23 protein-coding genes are annotated in these 22,590 nt (G+C 49.0%); 2 read left to right on the top strand and 21 right to left on the bottom strand.

Annotated elements, in window-relative coordinates; all coding sequences use genetic code 11:
- Positions 1 to 296: 296 nt before the first annotated feature.
- The 13 genes from OXN25_11455 to OXN25_11395 form a co-directional block, all read right to left on the bottom strand.
- The gene (locus OXN25_11455; protein ID MDE0425478.1) at positions 297 to 1,124 is read right to left on the bottom strand and encodes an SDR family NAD(P)-dependent oxidoreductase; all 828 of its coding nucleotides are present in this window, start codon (positions 1,122 to 1,124) and stop codon (positions 297 to 299) included.
- Between the two features lie 12 nt (positions 1,125 to 1,136).
- Entirely contained in the window at positions 1,137 to 2,231 is a 1,095-nt protein-coding gene (locus tag OXN25_11450; GenBank protein ID MDE0425477.1) for an ABC transporter permease, read from the bottom strand.
- A gap of 107 nt (positions 2,232 to 2,338) precedes the next feature.
- On the bottom strand, positions 2,339 to 3,325 hold the full coding sequence (locus OXN25_11445; GenBank protein ID MDE0425476.1) for an ABC transporter permease: 987 nt from the start codon (positions 3,323 to 3,325) through the stop codon (positions 2,339 to 2,341).
- 154 nt (positions 3,326 to 3,479) lie between these two features.
- Complete coding sequence (locus OXN25_11440) at positions 3,480 to 5,453, bottom strand: ABC transporter substrate-binding protein (protein ID MDE0425475.1); 1,974 nt, start codon at positions 5,451 to 5,453, stop codon at positions 3,480 to 3,482.
- 1 nt (position 5,454) lies between these two features.
- A complete protein-coding gene (locus OXN25_11435) occupies positions 5,455 to 6,399 on the bottom strand; it encodes a nucleotidyltransferase domain-containing protein (protein ID MDE0425474.1) in 945 nt (314 codons plus the stop codon).
- Positions 6,400 to 6,401: 2 nt separating this feature from the next.
- A complete protein-coding gene (locus OXN25_11430) occupies positions 6,402 to 7,400 on the bottom strand; it encodes a dipeptide ABC transporter ATP-binding protein (protein MDE0425473.1) in 999 nt (332 codons plus the stop codon).
- A gap of 12 nt (positions 7,401 to 7,412) precedes the next feature.
- Positions 7,413 to 8,453 carry an ABC transporter ATP-binding protein gene (locus OXN25_11425; protein MDE0425472.1) on the bottom strand — a complete coding sequence of 347 codons (1,041 nt, stop codon included), beginning with the start codon at positions 8,451 to 8,453 and terminating at the stop codon, positions 7,413 to 7,415.
- Positions 8,454 to 8,663: 210 nt separating this feature from the next.
- Positions 8,664 to 9,383 (bottom strand): hypothetical protein, encoded by a 720-nt coding sequence (locus OXN25_11420; GenBank protein ID MDE0425471.1) that lies wholly within the window; start codon positions 9,381 to 9,383, stop codon positions 8,664 to 8,666.
- 15 nt (positions 9,384 to 9,398) lie between these two features.
- Complete coding sequence (locus OXN25_11415; protein ID MDE0425470.1) at positions 9,399 to 9,956, bottom strand: sigma-70 family RNA polymerase sigma factor; 558 nt, start codon at positions 9,954 to 9,956, stop codon at positions 9,399 to 9,401.
- Between the two features lie 56 nt (positions 9,957 to 10,012).
- Positions 10,013 to 10,498: a class I SAM-dependent methyltransferase gene (locus OXN25_11410; GenBank protein ID MDE0425469.1), complete on the bottom strand. Its 486-nt coding sequence runs from the start codon at positions 10,496 to 10,498 to the stop codon at positions 10,013 to 10,015.
- Between the two features lie 40 nt (positions 10,499 to 10,538).
- The gene (locus tag OXN25_11405; protein MDE0425468.1) at positions 10,539 to 11,099 is read right to left on the bottom strand and encodes a HEAT repeat domain-containing protein; all 561 of its coding nucleotides are present in this window, start codon (positions 11,097 to 11,099) and stop codon (positions 10,539 to 10,541) included.
- A 34-nt stretch (positions 11,100 to 11,133) separates the two neighbouring features.
- Entirely contained in the window at positions 11,134 to 12,432 is a 1,299-nt protein-coding gene (locus tag OXN25_11400; protein MDE0425467.1) for an aminopeptidase P N-terminal domain-containing protein, read from the bottom strand.
- Between the two features lie 65 nt (positions 12,433 to 12,497).
- Positions 12,498 to 13,484, bottom strand: a complete 987-nt coding sequence (locus tag OXN25_11395) for a succinylglutamate desuccinylase/aspartoacylase family protein (GenBank protein MDE0425466.1) — start codon at positions 13,482 to 13,484, stop codon at positions 12,498 to 12,500.
- Between the two features lie 268 nt (positions 13,485 to 13,752).
- On the opposite strand from OXN25_11395, the gene rpiA reads away from it, so the two are divergent.
- Entirely contained in the window at positions 13,753 to 14,451 is a 699-nt protein-coding gene (gene rpiA / locus OXN25_11390; GenBank protein MDE0425465.1) for a ribose-5-phosphate isomerase RpiA, read from the top strand.
- A complete protein-coding gene (locus OXN25_11385) occupies positions 14,444 to 15,343 on the top strand; it encodes a hypothetical protein (GenBank protein MDE0425464.1) in 900 nt (299 codons plus the stop codon). The genes rpiA and OXN25_11385 overlap by 8 nt, the downstream gene beginning before the upstream one ends.
- Positions 15,344 to 15,386: 43 nt before the next feature.
- Here the strand turns inward: OXN25_11385 and OXN25_11380 are convergent, their stop codons facing one another.
- The 8 genes from OXN25_11380 to OXN25_11345 all read right to left on the bottom strand — a co-directional run bounded on the left by OXN25_11380 (position 15,387) and on the right by OXN25_11345 (position 22,391).
- Positions 15,387 to 16,289, bottom strand: a complete 903-nt coding sequence (locus OXN25_11380; protein ID MDE0425463.1) for an OmpA family protein — start codon at positions 16,287 to 16,289, stop codon at positions 15,387 to 15,389.
- Entirely contained in the window at positions 16,282 to 16,587 is a 306-nt protein-coding gene (locus tag OXN25_11375) for an RNHCP domain-containing protein (protein ID MDE0425462.1), read from the bottom strand. Before OXN25_11375 ends, OXN25_11380 begins: the two co-directional genes overlap by 8 nt.
- Positions 16,584 to 17,195 carry a hypothetical protein gene (locus OXN25_11370; GenBank protein ID MDE0425461.1) on the bottom strand — a complete coding sequence of 204 codons (612 nt, stop codon included), beginning with the start codon at positions 17,193 to 17,195 and terminating at the stop codon, positions 16,584 to 16,586. The genes OXN25_11375 and OXN25_11370 overlap by 4 nt, the downstream gene beginning before the upstream one ends.
- Positions 17,192 to 18,343 carry an AAA family ATPase gene (locus OXN25_11365; GenBank protein ID MDE0425460.1) on the bottom strand — a complete coding sequence of 384 codons (1,152 nt, stop codon included), beginning with the start codon at positions 18,341 to 18,343 and terminating at the stop codon, positions 17,192 to 17,194. The genes OXN25_11370 and OXN25_11365 overlap by 4 nt, the downstream gene beginning before the upstream one ends.
- 113 nt (positions 18,344 to 18,456) lie before the next feature.
- Positions 18,457 to 19,695, bottom strand: coding sequence for an ArgE/DapE family deacylase (locus OXN25_11360; protein ID MDE0425459.1), 1,239 nt, complete (start codon positions 19,693 to 19,695; stop codon positions 18,457 to 18,459).
- Positions 19,696 to 19,716: 21 nt separating this feature from the next.
- A complete protein-coding gene (locus OXN25_11355; GenBank protein MDE0425458.1) occupies positions 19,717 to 20,130 on the bottom strand; it encodes a cupin domain-containing protein in 414 nt (137 codons plus the stop codon).
- A gap of 178 nt (positions 20,131 to 20,308) precedes the next feature.
- Positions 20,309 to 21,472: an 8-amino-7-oxononanoate synthase gene (gene bioF, locus OXN25_11350; protein ID MDE0425457.1), complete on the bottom strand. Its 1,164-nt coding sequence runs from the start codon at positions 21,470 to 21,472 to the stop codon at positions 20,309 to 20,311.
- Between the two features lie 4 nt (positions 21,473 to 21,476).
- The gene (locus OXN25_11345; GenBank protein ID MDE0425456.1) at positions 21,477 to 22,391 is read right to left on the bottom strand and encodes a sugar phosphate isomerase/epimerase; all 915 of its coding nucleotides are present in this window, start codon (positions 22,389 to 22,391) and stop codon (positions 21,477 to 21,479) included.
- Positions 22,392 to 22,590 lie beyond the last annotated feature (199 nt).

Below are 22,590 nucleotides of genomic sequence, written 5' to 3'. Positions count from 1 at the left end.
TTTATTTATCAAGGTCCACGGCACTTTTCGTGTGTCCAAAAATACTTATTGCGTATAGTTATTTTAGGGCAAATTAAAAAATAATGGCAGGTAGGACTATTTAATTTTCGACAAAATTAAATAATTGATCTCAGTATGCCATTATTGAAGTAACCTTACCGATGTGTAATGTAGGGGTTTTCTGCGGTGTCCGGTATGGGCGCAAGTCTCCTGGTAAGGGGATTTAGGGGGTTTCGGATTTAAGGGGTTTTATCGCACGCATATTGGCGTTGTCAGCGAAAGGTTGGTATATTTGCTTAAGATTTATTCATATTTAATGCTGCCATAGACCTGAGATTCAATAGTGGTGTCATCACACCACCAGCAGCGGGGAGGACAACGCCAGTGTCGTAGAGTTTCATCGCAGAAATAGTCGCGTGTGCGACATCTTCAGGCGCACCGGCGCGGACCATAAAAATGTAACCTTTCTCCGCCGCTTCCTCATAATCCGGGATGCGGACGCGCGATAGATCGGTATCAATTACACCCGCAGCAATACCGTTCACTTTAATGCCATGTGCCGCCAATCGTCCGGCGTAGGCGCGCATGCTCATCTCTAATCCTGCTTTTGAGATACAGTAGGCAGTTCGATTGTCGGATGCCATTGTATCGGAAATTGAGAGTGTGTAGATAATGCACCCGCGTATCTCATTGGCTATCATGTAGTTTGCGAAGCGTTGCGTCAGAAAATGGGTCGCTTTAAGGTTGGTGTTAACAATAAAGTCGAACTGTTCTGGTGTCTCCTCAAGGATGTCAGCGATGCGAGTGATACCGGCGTTGTTGATGAGAATGTCTACTTTTCCGAAGGCATCGTGTGCGGTATTGAGCAATCTCTCGTGTGCGTTGAGGTCGCTGATGTCGGCTTGAATGATAACGGCTTTTCTACCCAGTGCTTCCACTTCACGTTGCACAGATTCGGCGGCATCCCGGTTTTGGTTGTAGTTGATGAGTACATCAGCACCTTGACGTGCGAGTTCAATTGCGATTGCGCGTCCGATACCGCGGCTGGAGCCGGTTACGATTGCGGATTTGTCTGTGAACGAGACGTCTGTTGCGAAGAATCCAAGATCTGTGTGTGTTGACATTTATGTTTCCTTTCAATCTGAATACGGATCCGCTGCGTCGCGGAGGGCATCTCCTAAGAAGTTAAAGGCGATAACAACGACGAGGACGGGTACGGCTGGAAAAATGAGCCACGGATAGTGAAGCAGAACGGTGACACGTTGTGCCTCTTCGAGCAGAACGCCCCAACTGGTCATTGGTGGTCGGATGCCCAAGCCTAAGAAGCTAAGCGCAGTTTCCCCCAAAATCATGCCCGGGATAGCGAGCGTGGCAATGACGATGATATGGCTGTAGCATCCGGGCAGCAGATGTTTCGTGATAATGTGCCATTGTCCGGCACCAGCAGCACGCGCCGCCATCACGAAATCGCTCTCCCGATATGCCAAGACCTTTCCACGTACCTGCCGTGCCAATCCTCCCCATCGGATAATAGATAAGATAATCGTAATCCCGAAGTAAATTTGGATACTTGACCAGCCCGGGGGTAGTGCGGCACCGAGTGCCATCCATAGCGGGATGTCCGGGAATGCCGAAAGGATTTCAATAATCCGTTGGATCAGGTTGTCTATCCAACCGCCGTAGTAGCCGGAGATAGTGCCGAGGATAGAGCCGAGGATGATGCTCAAAAAGACACCGACTAAACCCAGCGTCATTGACACACGCGCCCCGTACATGATTCGCGAGAGTAGGTCACGTCCCATCCGATCGGTGCCTAACAGGAACATGGGACCGGCAGAACTGAACAGGTGCCTTCTGCCCTCAGCATCCTTGAAGAAGAATTTAGCAGGGACCTTTTGGGACATATCTCTGGTGAATTCTAATTCAAGACTTTCTGGGTTACGCACCGATTTTAGGGCATAGACGTAGAATCCATCTTGGAGTGAAAAATGGAGGCGTTGCGGTGGGACGTGGCGGAGCCGCATGTTGATTTCACTGTAATGATACGGCGCGAAGAAGTCTGCCCCGATGGCGAGGAGATAGAAAACAATTAAGATCACACCCGCGATAATCCCCATCCGATTTTTGCGAAAGCGTCGCCATATCAACTGACGGTAGCTCAGTTGACCCCCTTCTGTATGAAGATCGCCTGCACCCTCAATCTCTTCTACTGTCTCAATTGTAGCTTTCATATATTTATCCAAACTGTGTAGCCCGTAATGTAATGGAGGGCAGATATACGGAACAGAACGTGAAATTATCAATCTATCTGAACGAATCGTAAGGAAAAATTAAAAAATCATTCATAACGTATCCTCGGATCTACCCAGGCGAGGGCGATATCTGCAAGTAGGTTGCCGATGACCAGCAGGAGGCTCAGCATCATAATGAGCGTCCCTGCGAGGTAGATGTCCTCGTTCAGTAGACTTCGTAAGAGAATCGGACCGACCGTCGGCAAACCCAGCACAATGGAGACGATTGCTGAACCGGAGAGAATACCCGGTAGACTCATCCCTAAAATGCTAATGAGCGGATTAATTGCGATCCGCACGGCATGCTTGCTCACCACCACGACCTCTTTAAGTCCCTTCGCTCGTGCGGTTTGGACGAAGGGTTGTCCCAAAACGTCAAGTAGGTTACCCCGCATGATGCGCATCAAACTGGCGGTCCCGTTAATCCCAACAACAATGACAGGAATCCAGAGGTGGGTAAGCAGGTCACCCAACTTTCCCCACGTCCACGGCGCGCCTTCGTAGTAGGCTGAAAAGAGTCCAAATAACGGAATGCCGAAAATGTCAAACGCAAACACCATTAGCGATAGTGCTAAGAGAAACGCCGGTATTGACATCCCGACGAAGCTAAGAAAGGTCAGAAAATTGTCTGACCATTGGTATTGATGCGTTGCGGAATAGACACCGAGTGGTATAGCGAGAACATAAGTGAAGATCAGCGACCCGATGGAGATAATCAGCGTGAAGACGATTCTATCCCAAATCAGTTCGTGGACTTCTCGCTTATACTCGAACGACTCACCGAAGTCCCCACGGACAAAGCCGCCTATCCAGATAAGGTAACGTTTCCAGAGCGGGTCGTTCAACCCATAGCGTTCCCGTAACTCTTCTACCTGTGCCAGCGAGCTGCTATCGCCGAATTCCTCTTCTAACCGTTGAATTTCTCGGTCGAGGTAGTCGCCTTGCGGGAGCTGAATGATGATAAAAGAGATGATAGAAATCGCCAAAAGCGTCGGGATTGCGATCAAACATCGGCGAATGATATAGGTAATTATCGGTCTATCTCCTTTTTTGGCTATCGGCTATCAGCAATCAGCGATCAGTGAAAATCAGTTGATTAACAATTTACCCTAGCTTGGGGTATTCCCGGAGATTGTGAATTGTTACAGATAACCTCTTAACTGACTGCCGACGGCTGACCGCTGACGGCTATTCCTTATCCATCCAACACTGTTCGGGATAGCTGGTTGCAGGGGTGACAATTGCCCAGGGACCCAGTATACCGTCGTTTGGAACGTTGTGAAAATGGTTCGCCACGACTAAGAGCGATGGCGAGCGTGCGGCGGAACCGAGGTGAAACGGTCCCTCATCAATATGAATCCTGACGGCATCTCGGACGTATTGGTGCCGTTGTTTTGCGTCGGGTTCCCGCTTAATTTCATCGTATAAGTCGAGCAGTTTCTTTAGCGGTCCTGTGGGGGGTTCACCCTTTTCACCACCTGTTTCGTACCATTTTCCGACTTTCGGGTGCCAGTACTTAGGGAGCGTTGGAAACACCCAATCGGGATAAGTGAAGAGGTCCATCTCCGCTTCACCGTGCATACTGATTGTGAATTTTCCGAGTGTGCGTCGCAGACTCAATTCGGCACCCGGCGGTGTATAGAGCAGCGTTTTTAAACCCAGTTGCTCCCATCCCTCCTGAATAATTAGCCCAATGTCGTTTTCTTGACTGTTAAGGTTAGAGCTTGGGACATCCATAAGTATCTCAATCCGTTCACCGTCTGGACGTAGCCGATAACCGTCTTTGTCCCGTGCTGTAAGTCCCATTTCATCAAGGAGGCGGTTTCCAGCGTCAATATCAAAGTCAGCATCGGCACGTTTCCATTCCTCAAAGAGGGTTTGCCCGTCTTCATCGGCGAAGTGCCATCCCTCTTGACTCACGGTTGCTGCTTGGGGTTCCAGCAAGCCGCGCCATGCGATTTCGTTACACTTCACACGATCAATGCCGTAAGCGAGTGCTTTTCGGAACCGTTGATCCCGGATGAGTTTTCTTAATTCGGGATCGGGTGCTGTCCAGTTAATCAAAATGGCGGGTTGCGCCCCAGCCGTACTTTTCCACCGACGTACCTTATAGCCGCCCTTTTCCTGGCCCTTTAGATAGAGCGCGAGGTCCCGGAGTTCCATCCCACGGTATTGGCAGTCAATCTCTCCAGCGAGGATTTTCAGGACGCGGACTTGGGGTTCGGGTACTAAACTGGTCTTGACGCTATCAATGTAGGGAAGTTGCCTGCCGAGTGTGTCAACGACGTAGTAGTAAGGATTGCGTTCCAATTCAACACGGAACCCCCCCTTTTCATACTTTATCACCCGCCAAGGCCACAACGTTGGACGTTCGGGATTTTGGTGCGGGATGTCTTCCTTCTCGAATTGAATGAAATCCTTATATTCTGGGTTGTTATCTGGGTGAAACTGCTTCATGTAGTGCTGAGGAATATTGTATTGATTGCACCACCAAAATCCTGTAGCCAACCAAAGCGGGACAAGCCAGTTAGGACCTGCGAATTTCATCACGATTGTGTGGTCATCAGGGGTCTCAACTTCCATCGGGATGCCGTTTACCTTACACCAAACCGGCGGACTGTATTTATACCGATCGTCAAGGCAGAGATCATACCAGAAGGCGAACGAGGCTGACGTATACGGATGCCCGTCTGACCATTTAACCCCTTTGCGGAGGTGCAGAGTCAACACACTACCGTCTTCATTGAACTCCCAAGATTCCGCAATCCCGGGTTCCAGACCAGAGGCATCAAATTTCCATCGGATGAGCGGGGCATAGCCTGCTGTCATCTTCCACGTCCCTAAATCTGGGTGTGTATGGAATCGGTGCCAGGTGCCACCATAGGGACCGGGTCGTTCATACCCATCGAAATCCGTCTTGGCGACAAGTGGGTTCTCTGGGAGTCGTTCTGAAAGTGACGGAAGTTTGCCCTCGGCAACCTGTTTTGCCCACATCGGTGCCTCTTTCGCCTCAAGCCCACGCGGAAAGTCGGAGGTATCTTCTATCTGGCTGCCTGAACATCCTACGATAAGCATCGGCAAGATGAATAGGAACGTAATGAAATTCAAATACCTTGTAGGAGGGGTTTCTAACCCAGAAGTCATTTCTGTTGGCTTAAGCATCTCAAGCGTCCTCCTCATGTCTTACGAGAGAATCGGTGAACGTCCCTAAGTCTTGAGAGACGTTTGCAAAAAGTGCGTCAATGGATTTCGCGTGGGGTTCTGTTTTTTCGTAAATTAGTTTTTCACCGTAGATGTTATTGACGACGTGTCGGAAACTCAAAAGTTTTTCTAATTGGAGAAATGTATTTTGAGAAATCACAGGTACGCGTTCAGGTCGCTGTGCTGTCATCTGTGCAAGCAGATTTTTATGCCATTCCTCGCCTGTTGGGACGTGTGTATCCACCTCACGGGCAATTCGTAGAAAAATGTTCTCTATACCTCTATAGACATCGCCGAGATCTGTAGCGATTGTGTTTTCAATGAATTCCCGTGCCTGAATAGGGAACACGTCAATGCTGTCCAATCCTCTGTGGATTCTTGCGAGCGTTTCATTTATTGCAGTAAGTTCCTCATTGATGCGTTGCGTCAGTCTTTTTCGGTTCATTTCGTAAATCTCTCCAGGGTTTTCGGGGAAAACCTGTCGTTGCAGATGTTCGTAAAGCGTCTGCCACAACACCGGTGGTACTCCCTTTTCGATAGGGATCGCTTGGTGTTTGACGCGTTCTCTAAAGAGCCCTTCCGACCTGTCGAAGTTAATGATGTCTATTTTGAACCCCGATTTGAGGTCCCATATTGCATTCCGCGCCTTATCGTCCGCGCCATCAGAGAGTCCCGACACAGCGATGTCAATATCCGACTCCTTTGTGAACGACATGGGTTCCGTGAGTGAACCGAAGACGACGACTTGCGTCGCATTAAACTCTTCGTAAAGCAGCGTAGCGACTTGATATGCCGTCTGCCATGCCCGATGAAGCAACCCTTCATCTACTATTCGGCTTTTCCAGAGTTGTTCGAGTTGCTTTCTGCACGCTGACAGTTCATCTGAAGACATCTTTTGTCCTGACATCGCTACACTCCTTGTAGTTCCAATGTCTCGCTGTGGTGGCATGCCACCTGAACGCCTGCTTTTACCTGACGGAGTTCCGGGGTTTCTTCTTTGCATATATCGGTCGCGTACCGGCACCGTGGATGGAAATAGCAGCCAGTCGGCGGTTGAGATGGGTCGGGGACATCACCTTCGAGTCGAATATGTTCACGTTTGCGCTGCGCACTCGGATCCGGGAGTGGGACGGCAGAAATTAACGCCTCTGTATAAGGATGCTTCGGTGATTGGTAGAGGGTTTCAGCATCGCTAATCTCCACAATTTTGCCGAGATACATGACTGCAACACGGTCGCTAATGTGTTCCACAACGCTTAGATCGTGGGCGATGAAGATGTAAGAGAGTTGGAACTTTTCTCGGAGTTCCGCCAATAGGTTCAGGATTTGTGCTTGCACCGAAACATCGAGTGCCGAGACCGGCTCATCTGCGACGATGAGTTCAGGTTGGAGTGCTAACGCCCGCGCAATGCCGATACGCTGCCGCTGTCCGCCGCTGAAAGCGTGTGGGTAACGGCGTGTATCCTGTGATCTGAGTCCTACAGATTCAAGGAGTTCAACGATCTTGTCTTGCAGCGCACTCCCGGTTTCAGTGCGATTGACGCGCATCGGCTCTCCGACAATATCTCCGACCGTCATCCGTGGATTCAACGATGCGTGTGGGTCTTGGAAGATCATCTGGATGCGTCTTCGGAAGGGACGGAGTTCTTGATGCGACAACTTCGCCAAGTCTACTTCTTCCTCGCCGAAGATGAAACTTCCACTTGTCGGCGGAATTAATCGGAGTATGCAGCGTCCGGCTGTCGTTTTTCCACATCCACTTTCACCGACGAGTCCGAGTGTTTCGCCGCGTTGCACGTCAAAACTAATCCCGTCAACTGCTTTGACATAGCCTACGGTGCGTTGGAAGATACCTTTCTGGATTGGGAAGTATTTTCGGAGGTCGTTCACCTCAAGCAGTTTTGTCATTTTTAGGAAACCTTAACCTTCTGAATCTGTATGAAGCCAACATCGGACGGCGTGACCATTATTCTCCGTTTTTCCGTTGACACCAGTGAGTTCTGGCATCTCGTCACATTTCGGCATCCGTTCTGGGCACCGGGGTCCAAACGAACACCCTTTTGGTAGTGTTAGCGGGTGTGGCACTGTTCCGGGTATAGACGGCAATGTTTTCTGTAATGTTCTCCCGAGAACGGGTATAGATTTCAGCAAACCTTGTGTGTACGGATGCAGCGGATTATAGAAGATGTCATCAACCGTGCCTCGTTCGACGACCCGCCCTGAGTACATCACAACGACTTCATCGGCGAGATCAGCGATAACGCCGAGGTCGTGTGTGATGAGCATGATTGCCATGCCCATTTCTGCTTGGAGTTCTTGCATGAGTCCGAGTACCTGTGCTTGGATAGTGACATCAAGGGCGGTTGTTGGTTCGTCTGCAATGAGCAACGTAGGTGAGCAGCAAAGTGCCATCGCAATCATGATGCGTTGGCGCATGCCCCCGGACAGTTGGTGTGGGTATTCATCAACACGTTGGGCAGGGGCAGGTATACCGACGCGGGCAATCATCTCGATTGCGCGTTCGCGGGCAGTTTTTTTATCCACCTGTTCGTGTAACATGACTGCTTCAGCGATTTGGTTGCCAACGGTATAGACGGGATTCAGGGAGGTCATCGGTTCTTGGAAGATGATTGCGATTTCGTTACCACGGATTTGGCGCATCAATTCGCTCTTCGGGGACATTTGTGCGATATCCAAGGGATCATCGCCGCCGTTACGATGAAACAATATCTCACCGGCTTCAATGCGTCCGGGTGATGGTACGAGTTGAAGCATTGAGAGGCCAGTAATACTTTTCCCGCATCCGCTCTCGCCGACGACACCGACAGTCTGGCCGCGCGCAATAGAGAAACTAACATCGTTCACGGCGTTTACAATACCGTCGTCTGTCGGGAAGATTGTCTTTAAACCTGAAATTTCGAGAAGCGGTGTTTTGTTCGGTGTTTTTTCTGCTGAAGCCATTCTCGTGGGTTACCTTGATACTGTTCCAAGTTTTCGGCTATTGTACACAAAAAACGATTGTGTGTCAATCTTTTTTGTCTACGGGTGGGATTATTAAATTTTTTGAGGGGTTGATCGAATAGCAGGAAAGTGCTTGGGAGGTATTTTTGAGAACTGTCCAAGAGAAGATGTAGACGCGCTTACAAAGACGGCGTAAGCGCGCTTACCGGTCTATAATTCTGTCTTAATTTGATTCCAAAACACAGTGAGTTTTTCACTCGCCGTGGTTTGGTGGTAATTAGCGACGTGTGGCTCGTTCGTCTGTTGACTGATTGTTACTGTGTTCGTACGCCATGTTTCTGAGACATCTCGCGTCGTTGTGAAAAAATGGTTGCGCCCCTGCTGAACGGCGATGACCGCCTGCTGCGGTATGTGCCTATTTTCAGCCTTCGGCTTCGTGTTTTTCATAGATCCCCACGGGGTCGGTGAAATTCTAACTTGTTGGAGCCGTGTTTTTTCCATTGCAGTCAGACCGAATTCTGGTTCCTGTGGGTTCGTAAAAAACGCGAGTTTTACGAAAAAGCAAGAGGCGATAATGTAGAAAAGCAGAGCGGTGGTGTTGACAAACCTCGGTGAAAAGTCTAACTTCAACCGGTCAAGACACCACACCAACGGGTTCGCAAAGAGTGCCACTTGCTGCCTTTTATGGAGGTGTCGTATCCGCTGCTGAATGTTACCGGCTAATTCCGGCGGTGGCGTTGGTTCATCTACGCTCTCTAATATACTCGCGGTATTCCACAACGCCTCATACTCCATCTGACACTCTGGACAGGTTCGCAGATGCTCCAAAAGCGCGCGCCGAGAGATACCGTTAGAAATCTGCTCTCTCGTTTCCACATTTTCCTGTTGGACCAGGTGCGGCAGATTCTTGAGCGTCTGTTCGCAATTCATGGAGACATCTCCTTTCTAAAGATAATATTTGCTCAGTTTTCGCTTGAGGTTTTTCAATGCCTGATTCAGTCGCGATGCAACGGTGCCTTCTGAACAATTTAAAACTTCGGCGATTTCCCGATATTTCAGGTGTTGCATATAATACAATGTGACGACTTCACGCTGCTTCGGCGGCAACCAATTAATAGCACTTTGAACCATCTCGTTCTGTTCGTCTTTAAGGGTCGCCCGCTCAGGCGAATCCTCGTCGGAAGCGATACCGTTAATCTCAGCCTCTCTCGTGTAAGCCGTAACCTTATGATCGTGCGATTGGGACTTACGGATATGCTGCTGACATGTGTTGATACCGATTCGATACAACCAGGTCCCGAACTGCGATTGGAAGCGGAATGCTTTGATGGATTTGTATGCCTCTAAGAACGTTTCCTGTGTTGCGTCGGCGGCATCTTCTCGATTACCGAGCATCCGGTATGCAAGCCCATAGATTTTTGAATGATGTCGATTAACGAGCTCGTTGAATGCCTCGGCATCACCTTCTACTGTTTTGTGTACGTACACATCATCAGGTATCATGTCAAACTCACTTTTTGAGATGTTATCTTATTTGTTGCATCTCAATTAATTTTTCTTTATTTTTTTTTTCTTTTGTGATTATCGGGCGAACGCCACACGTTGCAGTGCACTGCAAAACGTTTTAAGGCACCGCTTTTAACAATAATTGCCTCCGGACGCAACACCGTGGCGTAGGATGTGAGAAGCGCGATTGTGTCGAGGAGCGAGTTGTAGCCTGACAAACCGGAAATGTCGATGTAAATTTTGCTAAACGGTTCGTCGAGTTCAAGTGCTGCTCGGACATCGAAACCGTCGAGTACTTCAAAATGAAGTTCAGGATGTGTTTCCCTTGCCCGTTCAATACATTTCGGACTAATGTCGGTCCCGATAATTTTCTTACAATGCGGGGCAATTAAGGTCGTCGTTGTTCCCCACTCGCAACCGATTTCCAACACAACGTCCTCAGTATTTACCCAGACTGGAATGGTTTCTCGATACTCTTTGACCCCACGCGTCGCGATGAAATCAGTATATCCCTCAAATATTTGATTATGGGTTGCCATAAATACCTATCTCTAATTCTGACTGCTTCTGTTTTTTGTCTTATTCACACGCCTCACAGACTAAGGCGAAGCGTTTGGAACCATTTGTCTCAAACTCTGTTTCGTGGTCGTAGCTAACCGGAACGTTTGATTCACCGCACCAGTCGCAGCGTCCACGGAAGGTGTGTGCTTTCTGTGCCAAGAGTGCCTGCTTCTGTTCCTCGACTTTTCGGGTAGCGGCGATAAGGTCGAGGGCGCGTTGGCGGAGTTTCAGATCGGTTTCTTCTTTGGCGATTTTCTCAAGGAGCGGTTGGAGTCTCGGATCGTTCGGATTTCCACCGTCATCGAGCGTGTGCCACGCCGCTTTTCGGACGCGCAGGTCTGGATCGACCAAGCCTTTGTAGAGTGCGACCCAAACTTTGTCAATGCTTTTCCGAACGTGACAGGGACAGAGGTTGTCCATTGCCTCAACACGATCGTCGGCATTGGGGGAATAGGCGAGGGACAGATAGTATTCTACGTCATCTCCGCGTAACCGATCTTCACCGCGCCTATGTGCTTTCTTCTGATACTTGTTCATGCCTCTCATTTTTCTTTCCTTTGGAATTCCGTGTTTCGGCATCTGTTTCCTCCATTCTTAATTTGTTATAGTTATTTTAACCACGTACCAGTGCTTCGACCTCATCAATTTCTTTCGGAACCCCATCCGTCAGCACTTCACAACCCGTTTCGGTGATAAGAATATCGTCCTCTATGCGGACACCGATGCCGAGATACTCTCGCGGAACATTTTTTGTCCCGTCAGCGACATAAAGACCCGGTTCAATTGTCATCACCATTCCCGGTTGGAAGGTTTTAAACTCGCCTTCTGCGTCGTGGACGCAATTGACATCATGCACATCTAAACCGAGCATGTGTCCGATTCTGTACATATAGAACTGCCGATATTTTTCTTTTTTTATCAGTTTCTTCGTTTTCCCCTTAAGAAGACCGAGGCTGAGCATAGCTTCTGTTAGCAACTCAATTGATTGCTCGTGCGGTTCGTTAATAGGGACACCCGGACGGATAGAATCAATAATGGCGTGGTGTGCATCAAGGACGAGTTGATAAATTTCTTTTTGCGCCTCAGTGAAGGTGCCATTTGCCGGAAAGGTGCGGGTCACGTCGCCAGAATACTGACCGTATTCCGCCCCCGCGTCAATGAGAACGAGTGTGTCATCTTCAATTCGGCAGTCATTCGTTGTGTAGTGGAGCGTCGTGGCGTTACCACCACTCGCAACGATAGTAGGGAAAGCTGGACCTTTCGCGCCGTTCATGCGGAACGTAGATTCAACGAGGGCTTCCAGGTCGTATTCATACATCCCCGGTTGAACCGCCTTCATTGCGGCGACATGTCCGGCAACTGTAATTTCTGTTGCCATCTGGATACGCTCCAGTTCGGTTTCATTTTTGATTAACCGCAGTTCGCTGAGAATAGGGCTCGGATCGACTAAGGTATCAAGTCCTTTACCAGAGCGGATGCGCGACCTGACAGATCCCGTAAAGAGAGAGAGAATTTCGCTGTCAACACTTTCATTGGAACCGAGCGTGTAATAAAGCCGTTCGGCTCCCTCTAAGTACCTGCCAATTTTCTCACCGAATTTCTCTATCGAATAGGCTTTATCTGCACCGTAGCGTTTACGTGCGTCCTTAACCCCAACGCGCTTACCATTCCAAATTTCTGCCTGTTTATCCTTTGGTCGGACGAATAGAATATATTGGTGTTTCGGGTGATCGGGTGCGATCACACAAATCGACTCTGGTTCTTCAAACCCTGTAAGATAATAAAAATTCGGGTCCGGACGGTACACATATTCCGTGTCGTGATTCCATATTGCGGGGGATCGACTCGCAAAGATTGCGACTCCACCACGTCCCATTTTTTCACTAAAGGCTTTGCGATTCTGTTCGTGCAATCCTATATCTCCTCATAAATTCGCTAATCGCTATTTGCTGTTCGCTAATCGCTATTTGCGGTCCGCTATAGATACCCAATCGGTGTCCCGATTTTACCAATGATGCCGCCGCTGGCTACCATCGGATAGACCGGTTTCGCCCAAAAAATACCTTCTACGGGTGATCGGATGGATTCCCGCACATTTCCAAATACATCTCGGATGTCAGCAATCGGTTGATACGCCGTTACCTTGTCATACAAATCCACCTTGTAATAGACAAATCCACCTTCGTTGCTCAGGATGGGTACGAATTGTTTGACGACAATTTGCCGTTCAGGGACCTCCGGTGTTCCATCAATGAAGTGGTAGTATTGCAAAACGTTAAGCACGCCGCGCACCCCTTTTTCGATGCTTGCCGCATCCCAGCCGTGCGTCCCGCCTAATTCTGGGTCGATCGTCGGAATGCCGACCTCCGGGGCAGCCTGTGCAAGTTGCCCTTTCGGTCCCTTCTGACTGAGGATATGCCCGATACCGAAGACGCGTGCAAGTTCGAGACATGCACCGTGGAGTGTATGTTTTTCGTCGACGCGGACGCGGACTTCATCAATCATCGGGTGTACGCCGCCTTGGTGTAGATCGAGGCAGTAATCTGCCTGCTGGATGGCACGCCGAAAGAGGTGATAGGCGATCCGTTCACTGGAGGTCCCGTCACGCCTGCCCGGGAAACACCGGTTCATCTTTCGGTTATCCACGGGACTCAGTGCCTGCTTGGTATGAAAGGCGTGGACGTTAACAAGGGGCACAGCGATAATCTTACCACGCAGCTGTTCGGGTGCTATGTTCTGGAGGACTTTGTGAATAACAGCGATGCCGTTGAGTTCGTCTCCATCGCTAATGGCTTGAATGTAGAGCGTTTTGCCGGGGTACCTCCCATTGATTAGGATAACCGGCAGTCGAACCGCCGTTCCATCTGGCATGCTTCCGACTCTCAGATGCCCTTCCGTCCGAGTACCAGGTTCAGCGACCAATTGCCCTACTACCAGTTTGCTGTGGCGAATATTGTTCCTCATGGCGGTTATTTTAACATAATCTTTGAAATAAGTCAAATGGCGAATAGAGAATAGCGGTTTAGCGGTTAGCCAATAACCATCAGCCAATTCAGGGTCATTCAGTTTTCCGAAATTTTAGAGATTCCGTTTTCGCAGATCCGCGGTAGGAGGGATTTCCGAATCCCGACTTCTCGTGAAAATCAGACAAAAACCTTAAAACTAAATAGCCCTGCAGCCAATTTACGAAAACTTGATTTTAAGCCGAATTTCTGCTAAACTTATAGGCATCATGAATACTGAAGACCAAAAAAAGATTGCTGCGGAAAAAGCGACAGAAAGCGTCAAATCTGGCATGGTTGTCGGGTTAGGGACGGGGTCCACTGTCTATTACGCCCTCTTGAAACTTGGGAATATGGTTCGAGAAGGGCTTGATATCGTCGGTATCCCAACCTCCGATGGCACCGAAAGAATCGCAGTCGCACAACAAATCCCACTCACAACGCTTGCTGCCCATCCTACCATTGATCTAACGATTGATGGTGCTGACGAAGTTGATGCCTACCTTAACCTCATCAAAGGCGGTGGTGCCGCGCTCGTCAGAGAGAAGATTATCGCAAATGCGTCTAAAAAAATATTGATTGTTGTTGATGAGAGCAAGGTGTCGCGCATCCTTGGTACTACCTTTCCACTGCCGGTAGAAATTGTGCGATTCGGGTGGGAGGCGACCCAAGCAGAGGTTAACCGGATTTGTGGAAGTTCAACGCTGCGCCTCGCACTCGCACACGATAGAGACCAACCCCTCATTACTGACAACGGCAACTATATACTCGATTGTCATTTTGATGGCATTCCAGAACCAGATCAGGTTGAGTTGCAGCTGAATAACATTCCCGGTGTCGTAGAAAACGGGATTTTTGTCAATCGTGCAGACAAAGTTATCATCGGTACGCCTTCCGGTATCCGATATCTGGAGGGACGCAATGCGTAGACACTGGGTTTTGCTTTTGCTGCTCGTTTTTACATGCCTAACGGTGTCTGGTTCTGCGAAAGGTCAACATTTTACGAAGTTAGAGAGTCGATTAGTGAATATCCCGACCGGAACGGTGCTGGAACACGGTATATTTACGGTAGGTACTTATCTTGTCGCCCGTATAGATGAGACACAATTCCCCAGTGATAATACTTTATTGTTTGCGAACCTCGTAAGCCATGAAGAGTTGGTGGTTGCAAGTGCCTTCTACCTTAACTTCGGACTGTTCGATAGGGTTGAAGTAGGGTTGGGGAATGTGTTGAATGGATATGAAAGGTATGGGAACGAAAGTTTTACGACGCAGGCCGCGAGCTTAAAGCTGCAGCTCTTAAAAGAGCAAGAAGTTGGTGCAGTTCCGAGTATCGCAATGGGTATTGAATATCAGGGGGAAGGTATTTTCAGCACGTCCCCAGTCTCTGATCCACCGATTCAGGGGCTGTCTCCGTTTTTGGCTGTCAGTAAAACGTTGAATCTACCGCGGATCCACCAATTTTCCGGGCATATCGGTGTCGGCGGACAGCGATATGCATTTGAAGGTGCACCTGTGGGGCTGTTTGTTGGTCTGAGCAAGGAATTTCAACCCGCTTTTGCGCGTGGCGACATCACGCTGCGTTTAGCGTTTGACGTAACCGGTGTGAACGCAGGCGTATGCTATGTCGCTTCAAGCGGACTTCAAGTTGCGCTCGGTGCCGAGACACTCAACAATCCAGATGAATTACGCTATCTTGCTTCGGTGTCGTGGACAAATAAACATCTCCACGAACAGATTGATGAGATGAGACGGTCAATCCAGCGCGTCGCCGAGCTCGCAGCTGAGGCAAAGCGCGCTGCCGCAAAGGCTTCTGAATAGCAAGTTTTCGCTTGCAAGCTGCGCTAAAAACAGGAAAATAAAACTACTCGGCTTCCCGCTTTTCAATAGATACCATCACTTTCTGGAGCGATGTCAGGAGTTCGGATAAAAAGTCTTGCGGTGGAACGAGAATAATTTCGATTCTCCGGTTTTTCGCTTTGGCTTCGGGGGTATCGGCGGTATCTATCGGTTGATAGAAGGCGTATCCTGTTCCTGCTAAGCGTTGCGCCTTGATACCGGCGTGTACCTGCAAGTATTTCACGGCAGCGATCGCGCGTTCAGTTGAGAGGTCCCAATTTCGTATCTCGGAACCACCGATAGGTGCGTTATCCGTGTGGCCCTCAATGCGCACCGCATAATCCGCGTAATCTGTATTTAGCAGAACTTCCTTAGCAATCGCGTCAAGAAGCGTTTTTCCCTCTGTGCTCAAAATCGCACTCCCTGTTTCAAAGAGAATTTTTCCCTTTACATCGAGTTTCAACCGTCCTGCGTCGTCTAAGACTGCGCCCACGGTATCTTTAAATCTCTCTTGGATAGCAGTAATTGAACGTTGCGATTGCACGCGAATGCGCTGTAGTTCCGATTCAATCTCGGTCAATTTTGCGCGGAGGTTCTCTTTTTCTTCTTCGAGAGCATTTTTGTCTTGTTGAAGGGCGTTCCGTTCGGCGGCGATTTTCCGAGCAGCTTCACTTGCGTTTTGTAGTATCTCCTGCGTTTGGCTGAGTTCTGAGCGCGTTTCCGCCAACGAGGCTTGAGTTTCGGTTAGTGTTCTCTCCAGATCCGCTTTTGCCGTTTCGGTCGTCTGCAAAGTCGCTTTAGTCGTAGCCAATTCAGCCTGTGTCTGTTTGAATCTATTAGAATTTGAATATAACAACGCCGCTAAGACAATGACTGCGATAACGGCAACACAGATGGCTACGATTGCGAGGATTCCTTTTTTAGACATTTAATTCTCCTTGTAGACTGAGGATAGCCTCGAAGTTGTCTCTTTTTGAGGTTTTGTTGTTTTTTTTTATGCCGCATGTTATGCAGCGGTGGGTAAGGATATAATCGCCATGTTTTATAGTGAGCCCAATCGGTTCCATCATGCCGCGACAGGCTGCAGCACGGTCCCCCGGATTGACATCAACATGTCGGCTCCAGAGGCATTCTGGACAATGATTGGTGTACCCATCTCCTTTCACAGCAGTGCCGCAGTGTGCACAGGTGAAATTTTCAATGTAGCGTTGGAATCTTTTACTCACCGATTGCTACCTATCCTCGTTTCTCGGCTGAGACGGTCTAAAGTGCGTTTTAGGCTTGGTGATACGGCAGCAGCGCGTTCTATATTCCAATGTTCTTGGACGAATTCGCTCAAAAGTGTGTTATATTCATTTCCCACGCTAAGTGTTGAACCTTGCGCTGGTAGCAACGCTTCACGGACAGATTTCTTTTTACTTCTTCGGGCAAGTGACAACAGGAACTCTTTGGGGTTCAGGATATCGTCTGTTGGCGATGGGATTCGATGTAACGGAATGGATAGGAAGGCTGCAAATCCCATCCGATCCGCCATCACCCAAGGCTCGACCTCCATAACGGCGACACGAAAGAAAAACGTTGGATTGATAGGACCTTTAATCCATGAGCGGATAAGTCCTAGTGGACAATCCCGAGGTGTATCTAAATCTGTCAAAAGAAAAATAGATGTCCGATTAGCAGATCTATTGAGTTCGGGTGCTTTTTGTCGAAGAAAAACATTGCCCTTACCTCGAATTGTGTGCTGGATTTCAAAGTTAAAATGCCTGAGAATTTGCCTTGAAATTGATTCACTGAGTTCATCCTCAACCGCCAGAATTACGTTGGTTATGCTCATTCTGGTAAAACCAACCCTCCAATATGCTTCGGATGGGTTTGTGGAAGCACCACTTCACCTACAGTAAATCCATTCTTAAGGAGGATACGGATGTCATCTATATCAGACGAAACTTTGATCGATGTCCCTGCCTGTGTAGGTGTTAGTAAAAGCACTTCCCTACCATCAATACCGGGTTCTATGAGAAGCGTATCGCTTTGTGTACTAACCAGCACCTGAGATCCCCGACTTCTTTGTAGACGAGAAATAGAAGGAGCGAGTTTAGAGACAATACCCATGTTTAAAGAGAGCTCCGGCTCTTCTAATAGTATTATTGAATCGCTTTCAAGAAGAGACCATAAGAGTCCGATAAGTCGAAGGACTCCATCCGAAAATTGGTCTTCGTGATGCCCTTCTTCCTTTGAACACCAGTGCGAATAATGTGCCTGTAAATGGGGTCGACCCTTGTTGTCACGAATAAATTCTAATTTTTCAAACTGCGGAACAGCGATTTTGAGAGTGTGTTCAATCCTTTTCAGGCGAGCACGGCGCGTACTTGGATGCACACCCGCGACTCGTTCGAGAAATCCCTGACCAAACGGATCGTCTTCAATAACCTCGCCGCGAATCGCATCGGCAAAGCGGATGAGTTGCGGAACCAGATGGTGATAGGTAACATTGCGAAGAAATCGTCCAATCTCTCGAAACTTCGCGTTTGCAGCATTCTGTTCAAGGGCAGTTTGGATAAGGCGCTCTGGGTCTTCCTTGTCGTCCGCATCGGGTCTATCAAGAAGGAGTTGCTCCTCTTTCCAAACGCGTTCATGTGTGAGGTAGCTTTGGCAGTCTCCGTAATCTGCTTGACAAAAGCCTACACTATATCGCCAGGTAGCGGAGGCATCTGGCGTGTCTGCGATATAAATTTCGATAGCAACCTGTGAGTCTTGTCTCGCGGACAAACACCGGATTTTTGAAACTCCACCCCGATCCTTGACGGCTTTCTGGAATCCCCCACCCTCCACTTTAACAATATCGCGAAGAAAGCGGAAAATGTCCAATAGGTTGGATTTACCTGAAGCATTTGGACCCACGATAAACTGACGTTCCCTGAGCGGAACATTAATCTGTTGAAAGTTCCGCCAGTTTTTTGCAATAAGTCGGTTAATAATCATGGCATGCTGTGCCCTCCAAACTACGTGTTTCCGCGGATGTGATATGAAAATAGTAACATGTCCAAGGCGGGGATATCAACTTAAAACCGATGGGTTTTTGGTTGGATTTTGCGTTACAGTTCCGCTCGCGTCATAAAGGTTGCATAGATGGCAGAAGTCCTGACCAAATCCGGGATGTTCACACGCTCATTGATAGCATGCCCACCTTCACCACTCGGACCGTAGCCAACTCCCGATAACCCCGTATTGACGAAATAGTGTAAGTCTGTGAATCCCGTAGTGTTTCTAAATCGTGGTTGATTGAAACGGACAGTCCGCACCGCATCGGCGAACGCTTGTGCTACCGGTGAAGCCGTATCTGTCAAACACGGCTCAATTCGCAAGATAGCACGCGCCTCTGCTTTCAAGTCGGGGTAGTATTGGCATGCGCCAGAAATCGCTTCTCGCAGTTCGAGTTCGACGAATTCAAGCTCTTCATTCGGTGTGATGCGCCGGTCGATTGAGAACGTGACGCGCGCCGGGACGGTGTTAACTTTATCGCCATCCGTACCGCGGAATGTGCCACCGATGTTCAAGGTGGGATAACGATCGTTGCCGTCAGGGAGTTTAAATGCGCGTTCCGGCGATTTCAAGTTCCGTTTGACCCGTTGCAACGCCGTCACGAGTTCGGCGGTCTTCTCGAAGGCGTTTATCCCTTTATCGGGTTGTGCACCGTGCGCTGCCTTGCCCTCAACATCAATTTCTAACCAGAGTACGCCGTTGTGTCCGTTGCCGATGTTCATCTCCGAACCGCCTTCGCAGTTGACAACGTAGTCCGCATGAACCAGCCCTTCCTCAACAATGTATCCTGCTCCCAACTGTCCGCCAGTCTCTTCATCGCATGTGAAAGAGCATTCGATATTAAAATTCGGTTTGATGCCGGTTTCTTGGAGTGCCGCAATTGCAAAAAGGAGCGCAGCAATGGCATCTTTCATGTCATCAGCACCACGCCCATAGAGCCATTCGCCATCGATCTCTCCACTGAATGGATTATCGAAACGCCAGTCCCCTGCAACCGGCACCACGTCGTAGTGGGCGTTGAAATGCACCGTCTTTTCTGCACCGACATCCCAACGGGCAATGAGGTTTAGCCGCGGGTGCGTCGCTGCGTTTGAGATAACTTGTGCTGCACGCTCCGTTGGGACCTCAGCAATCTGTGTATCCATTCCCAATGCTTGACACTTTGCCGCAAGTAGCCCAACAATCTCAGCATAATTTTCGCCGGGTGGGTTGACGGTCGGGATCCTGACGAGTTCTTGTAGCAGCGCACAGAGCGCAGCTTGATTGTCCTTAATATAAGTTTGGAGGGACATTTTCGGTCTCCTCAGTCGTCGTTAGGTGACAACTGCCTGATCGCCCGATGATAGGTGTGCTACCGTTTCACCCGTCTCTGTAAATGTGCGGGTTACGTTGACGGAAGCGTACGTCCATAAGATTTTCATCGGCGCGTTGCTGTCATTCCAAAATCGGTGTGGAATGCCCGCTGGGACGAAGGTTGTATCAAAGGCTTTCATGGTAAAAACATCGCCATCCACTTCACAGGTCGCTTCACCTTCGAGAATCGTAACGGACTCATCGCAATTATGGTAGTGCCGCGCAATCGCCGCGCCGGGATCAAATGCCGTTACACCGTTAGTAAGTGAGGTAGAATCGATCCATTTACCCGCTAAAGGCACCGTTTTCACACCGGTTCCGCGGTCGATGGGGGTCTGCTTCTCAAAGTCGATGATATGTGCTTTTGTGCTCATTTCTGATACGTCTCTCTTTGTAATAGGATTTGCCATAGTTTAGCATGAACAGACAAAAATCGCAAGAAACCGTAAGTGGCAAATTGACAATTAGCGGTTAGCTGATAGTAGATTTTGCCAGTTCAAAGTGCCTAAAGTTAGAAAGTTGCGTCTGGTCGGAAGTGACTTTAGTTCACTTTTAAATTTTACCGCACGTAGCAAACGCCTCAATCGCCTGCTCAATCTCTGCATCCGTATGTGTTGCCATAAGGGTAAGCCTTAAACGACTTGTTCCAGTTGGCACAGCCGGTGGACGGATTGCTGGTGCGAATACACCTTCCGTGAGTAATGCTTCTGCAACACGTGTTGCCCGTTGTGGACTCCCTAATACCACGGGGAGAATCTGCGTTTCGCTCGGTAGTAAGGTATAGCCTAGATTGATCAGTGCTGTTTTGAAGCGTTTCGCGTGTGAGAAGAGGTTTTCTCGGAGTTCAGGTGAAGATCGGATGACATCGAGCGCAGTGTTTGCCGCTGCTAACGTCGCTGGAGGTAATCCGGTTGTAAAGATAAATCCGCGGGCGCGATTAATGAGCAACTCAATCAGCGTCCGACTCCCCGCGATATACCCACCGAGTGCCCCAACTGCCTTGCTAAGTGTGCCCATTTGGATAATCTCTTTCCCATCGAGACCGAAATGTGAAATAATACCGCTGCCGTCCTTCCCTAATACACCAAATCCGTGTGCGTCATCTACCAGTAGCATCGCGTCGTATTTCGTGGCAACTTCGTAAATATCCGGGAGAGGTGCGATATCGCCGTCCATACTGAAAACGCTGTCCGTCACGATGAGTTTACGCCGAAACGCAGTGGATTCCGATAACAAGGTTTTGAGATGTTCTACGTCGCAGTGTTGATAAATTTTTTTGGTGGCGCGACTGAGACGGCATCCGTCTATGATACTGGCATGATTAAGGGCATCGCTTAGAATGAGATCGCCTTCCCCGGCAAGCAGAGGAACGACGCTTGTATTCGCAGCATAACCGGAACTGAAAACGAGTGCGGCTTCAGTCCCTTTCGTCTTCGCGAGGTTGGATTCCAGAGTTGTATAGAGCTCACTGTTTCCTGAAATCAAGCGAGAACCGCTTGCACCTGTGCCAAAAATTTGCGTCGCCTCAACGGCAGCGGCGACTACCTCTGGATGCATGCTTAACCCCAGATAGTTATTTGAGCCCAGCAGTACGACATCGCGTCCATCGAGATTAATCGTTCCCGTTGGCGCGCTCATGACCGTACGGAGGTAGCGGCGTAGCCCTGCTTGTTCTATTATGGCAAATTCTGGGTCCAACCAGTCGTAACTGCTCATTAGATCATCCAGTGAACTGCCTCAAGAAGATATGGCTCTGCTGTAAGGAGCGTTGTCGCATCTCCAAAGTCTCCTCATAAGCGCGATCCTCTACCTCAACACAGACCGCGCCATCATAACCGGTGTCACTCAAAACCGAGAAGAAGCTCCCCCAATCCACATCGCCAAGCCCCGGCAGTTTTGGCGTGTGATACGACAAAGGCGTTGCGAGGATGCCAACCTCATCGAGTTTTGCTCTGTCTAACCGGACATCTTTGGCATGCACATGGAAAATCCGATCAGCGAAAGTAACAAGCGGTTTCAGGTAGTCCATCTGAAGCCAGATAAAATGAGACGGGTCGAAGTTGAGTCCGAAGTTCGGAGACGGAATCTCCTCAAACATCCGTTCCCAAACCGCGGGACAGTAGGCGAGATTTTGTCCAGCGGGCCATTCATCTTCAGTGAAAAACATAGGACAGTTCTCAATGCCGATGCGGATGCCGTGGTCGGCGGCGAATTGGATTAAGGGCTTCCATACCTGTTTGAAACGGTCCCAATTCTCGTCTATAGTCCGTGTCTGATCCCTACCGATGAACGTATTTACAATGTCCAAAGATAATTTTTCCGCCGCCAGAATCAGTTTCTTGAGATGTTCGCTGTAGATAGCCGCTTCGGTTTCGTTGGGTGTCAGTGGGTTTGGGTAGTAGCCTAAGCCACTGATGGTTACCCCCGCGTCTGAAACGCATTGCAGGATTTCATCTGCTTCCGCTTGGGAAAAATCTGTTACATCGACGTGCGTGACACCGGCGTAACGCCGTTCTGCTTTTCCTTTGGGCCAGCACATCAGTTCGACACAATCGAAGCCGGTGTCTGCGGCAAATTGAACAACTTCTGTCAACATCTGTTCCGGTAAAATTGCACTCACAAATCCAAGTTTCATTATGTACCCTCTATCTGATTTTTTAGATATTTTACTATAGAAAAGCGGAGGTTGCAAGAGTAAGTTTTGGGTTCAAGAAACGTCTTCTTGTAGGAGCGAGTGGTGCTCGCGACTTTCTCCCTAAAAAACGGGCAAAAACCTTAAAACTACGTAGTGTTTACATTTTGTTAGCAGTGATCAATATAGCTGCGAAATAAAC

The organism is Candidatus Poribacteria bacterium, assembly GCA_028820845.1.
Classification (GTDB): domain Bacteria; phylum Poribacteria; class WGA-4E; order WGA-4E; family WGA-3G; genus WGA-3G.
The sequence above is the reverse complement of the archived record's forward strand: the minus strand, read 5'-3'. Positions and strand labels throughout refer to the sequence as shown.

Coding starts and splice junctions, on each gene's coding strand:
- bioF (MDE0425457.1), bottom strand. CDS start 21,472: ATGAGCAGTTACGACTGGTTGGACCCAGAATTTGCCATAATAGAACAA.
- OXN25_11420 (MDE0425471.1), bottom strand. CDS start 9,383: ATGAATTGCGAACAGACGCTCAAGAATCTGCCGCACCTGGTCCAACAG.
- OXN25_11345 (MDE0425456.1), bottom strand. CDS start 22,391: ATGAAACTTGGATTTGTGAGTGCAATTTTACCGGAACAGATGTTGACA.
- OXN25_11395 (MDE0425466.1), bottom strand. CDS start 13,484: ATGAGGAACAATATTCGCCACAGCAAACTGGTAGTAGGGCAATTGGTC.
- OXN25_11455 (MDE0425478.1), bottom strand. CDS start 1,124: ATGTCAACACACACAGATCTTGGATTCTTCGCAACAGACGTCTCGTTC.
- OXN25_11415 (MDE0425470.1), bottom strand. CDS start 9,956: ATGATACCTGATGATGTGTACGTACACAAAACAGTAGAAGGTGATGCC.
- OXN25_11440 (MDE0425475.1), bottom strand. CDS start 5,453: ATGCTTAAGCCAACAGAAATGACTTCTGGGTTAGAAACCCCTCCTACA.
- OXN25_11380 (MDE0425463.1), bottom strand. CDS start 16,289: ATGTCTAAAAAAGGAATCCTCGCAATCGTAGCCATCTGTGTTGCCGTT.
- rpiA (MDE0425465.1), top strand. CDS start 13,753: ATGAATACTGAAGACCAAAAAAAGATTGCTGCGGAAAAAGCGACAGAA.
- OXN25_11360 (MDE0425459.1), bottom strand. CDS start 19,695: ATGTCCCTCCAAACTTATATTAAGGACAATCAAGCTGCGCTCTGTGCG.
- OXN25_11370 (MDE0425461.1), bottom strand. CDS start 17,195: ATGAGCATAACCAACGTAATTCTGGCGGTTGAGGATGAACTCAGTGAA.
- OXN25_11385 (MDE0425464.1), top strand. CDS start 14,444: ATGCGTAGACACTGGGTTTTGCTTTTGCTGCTCGTTTTTACATGCCTA.
- OXN25_11425 (MDE0425472.1), bottom strand. CDS start 8,453: ATGGCTTCAGCAGAAAAAACACCGAACAAAACACCGCTTCTCGAAATT.
- OXN25_11365 (MDE0425460.1), bottom strand. CDS start 18,343: ATGATTATTAACCGACTTATTGCAAAAAACTGGCGGAACTTTCAACAG.
- OXN25_11430 (MDE0425473.1), bottom strand. CDS start 7,400: ATGACAAAACTGCTTGAGGTGAACGACCTCCGAAAATACTTCCCAATC.
- OXN25_11450 (MDE0425477.1), bottom strand. CDS start 2,231: ATGAAAGCTACAATTGAGACAGTAGAAGAGATTGAGGGTGCAGGCGAT.
- OXN25_11355 (MDE0425458.1), bottom strand. CDS start 20,130: ATGAGCACAAAAGCACATATCATCGACTTTGAGAAGCAGACCCCCATC.
- OXN25_11435 (MDE0425474.1), bottom strand. CDS start 6,399: ATGTCAGGACAAAAGATGTCTTCAGATGAACTGTCAGCGTGCAGAAAG.
- OXN25_11410 (MDE0425469.1), bottom strand. CDS start 10,498: ATGGCAACCCATAATCAAATATTTGAGGGATATACTGATTTCATCGCG.
- OXN25_11405 (MDE0425468.1), bottom strand. CDS start 11,099: ATGCCGAAACACGGAATTCCAAAGGAAAGAAAAATGAGAGGCATGAAC.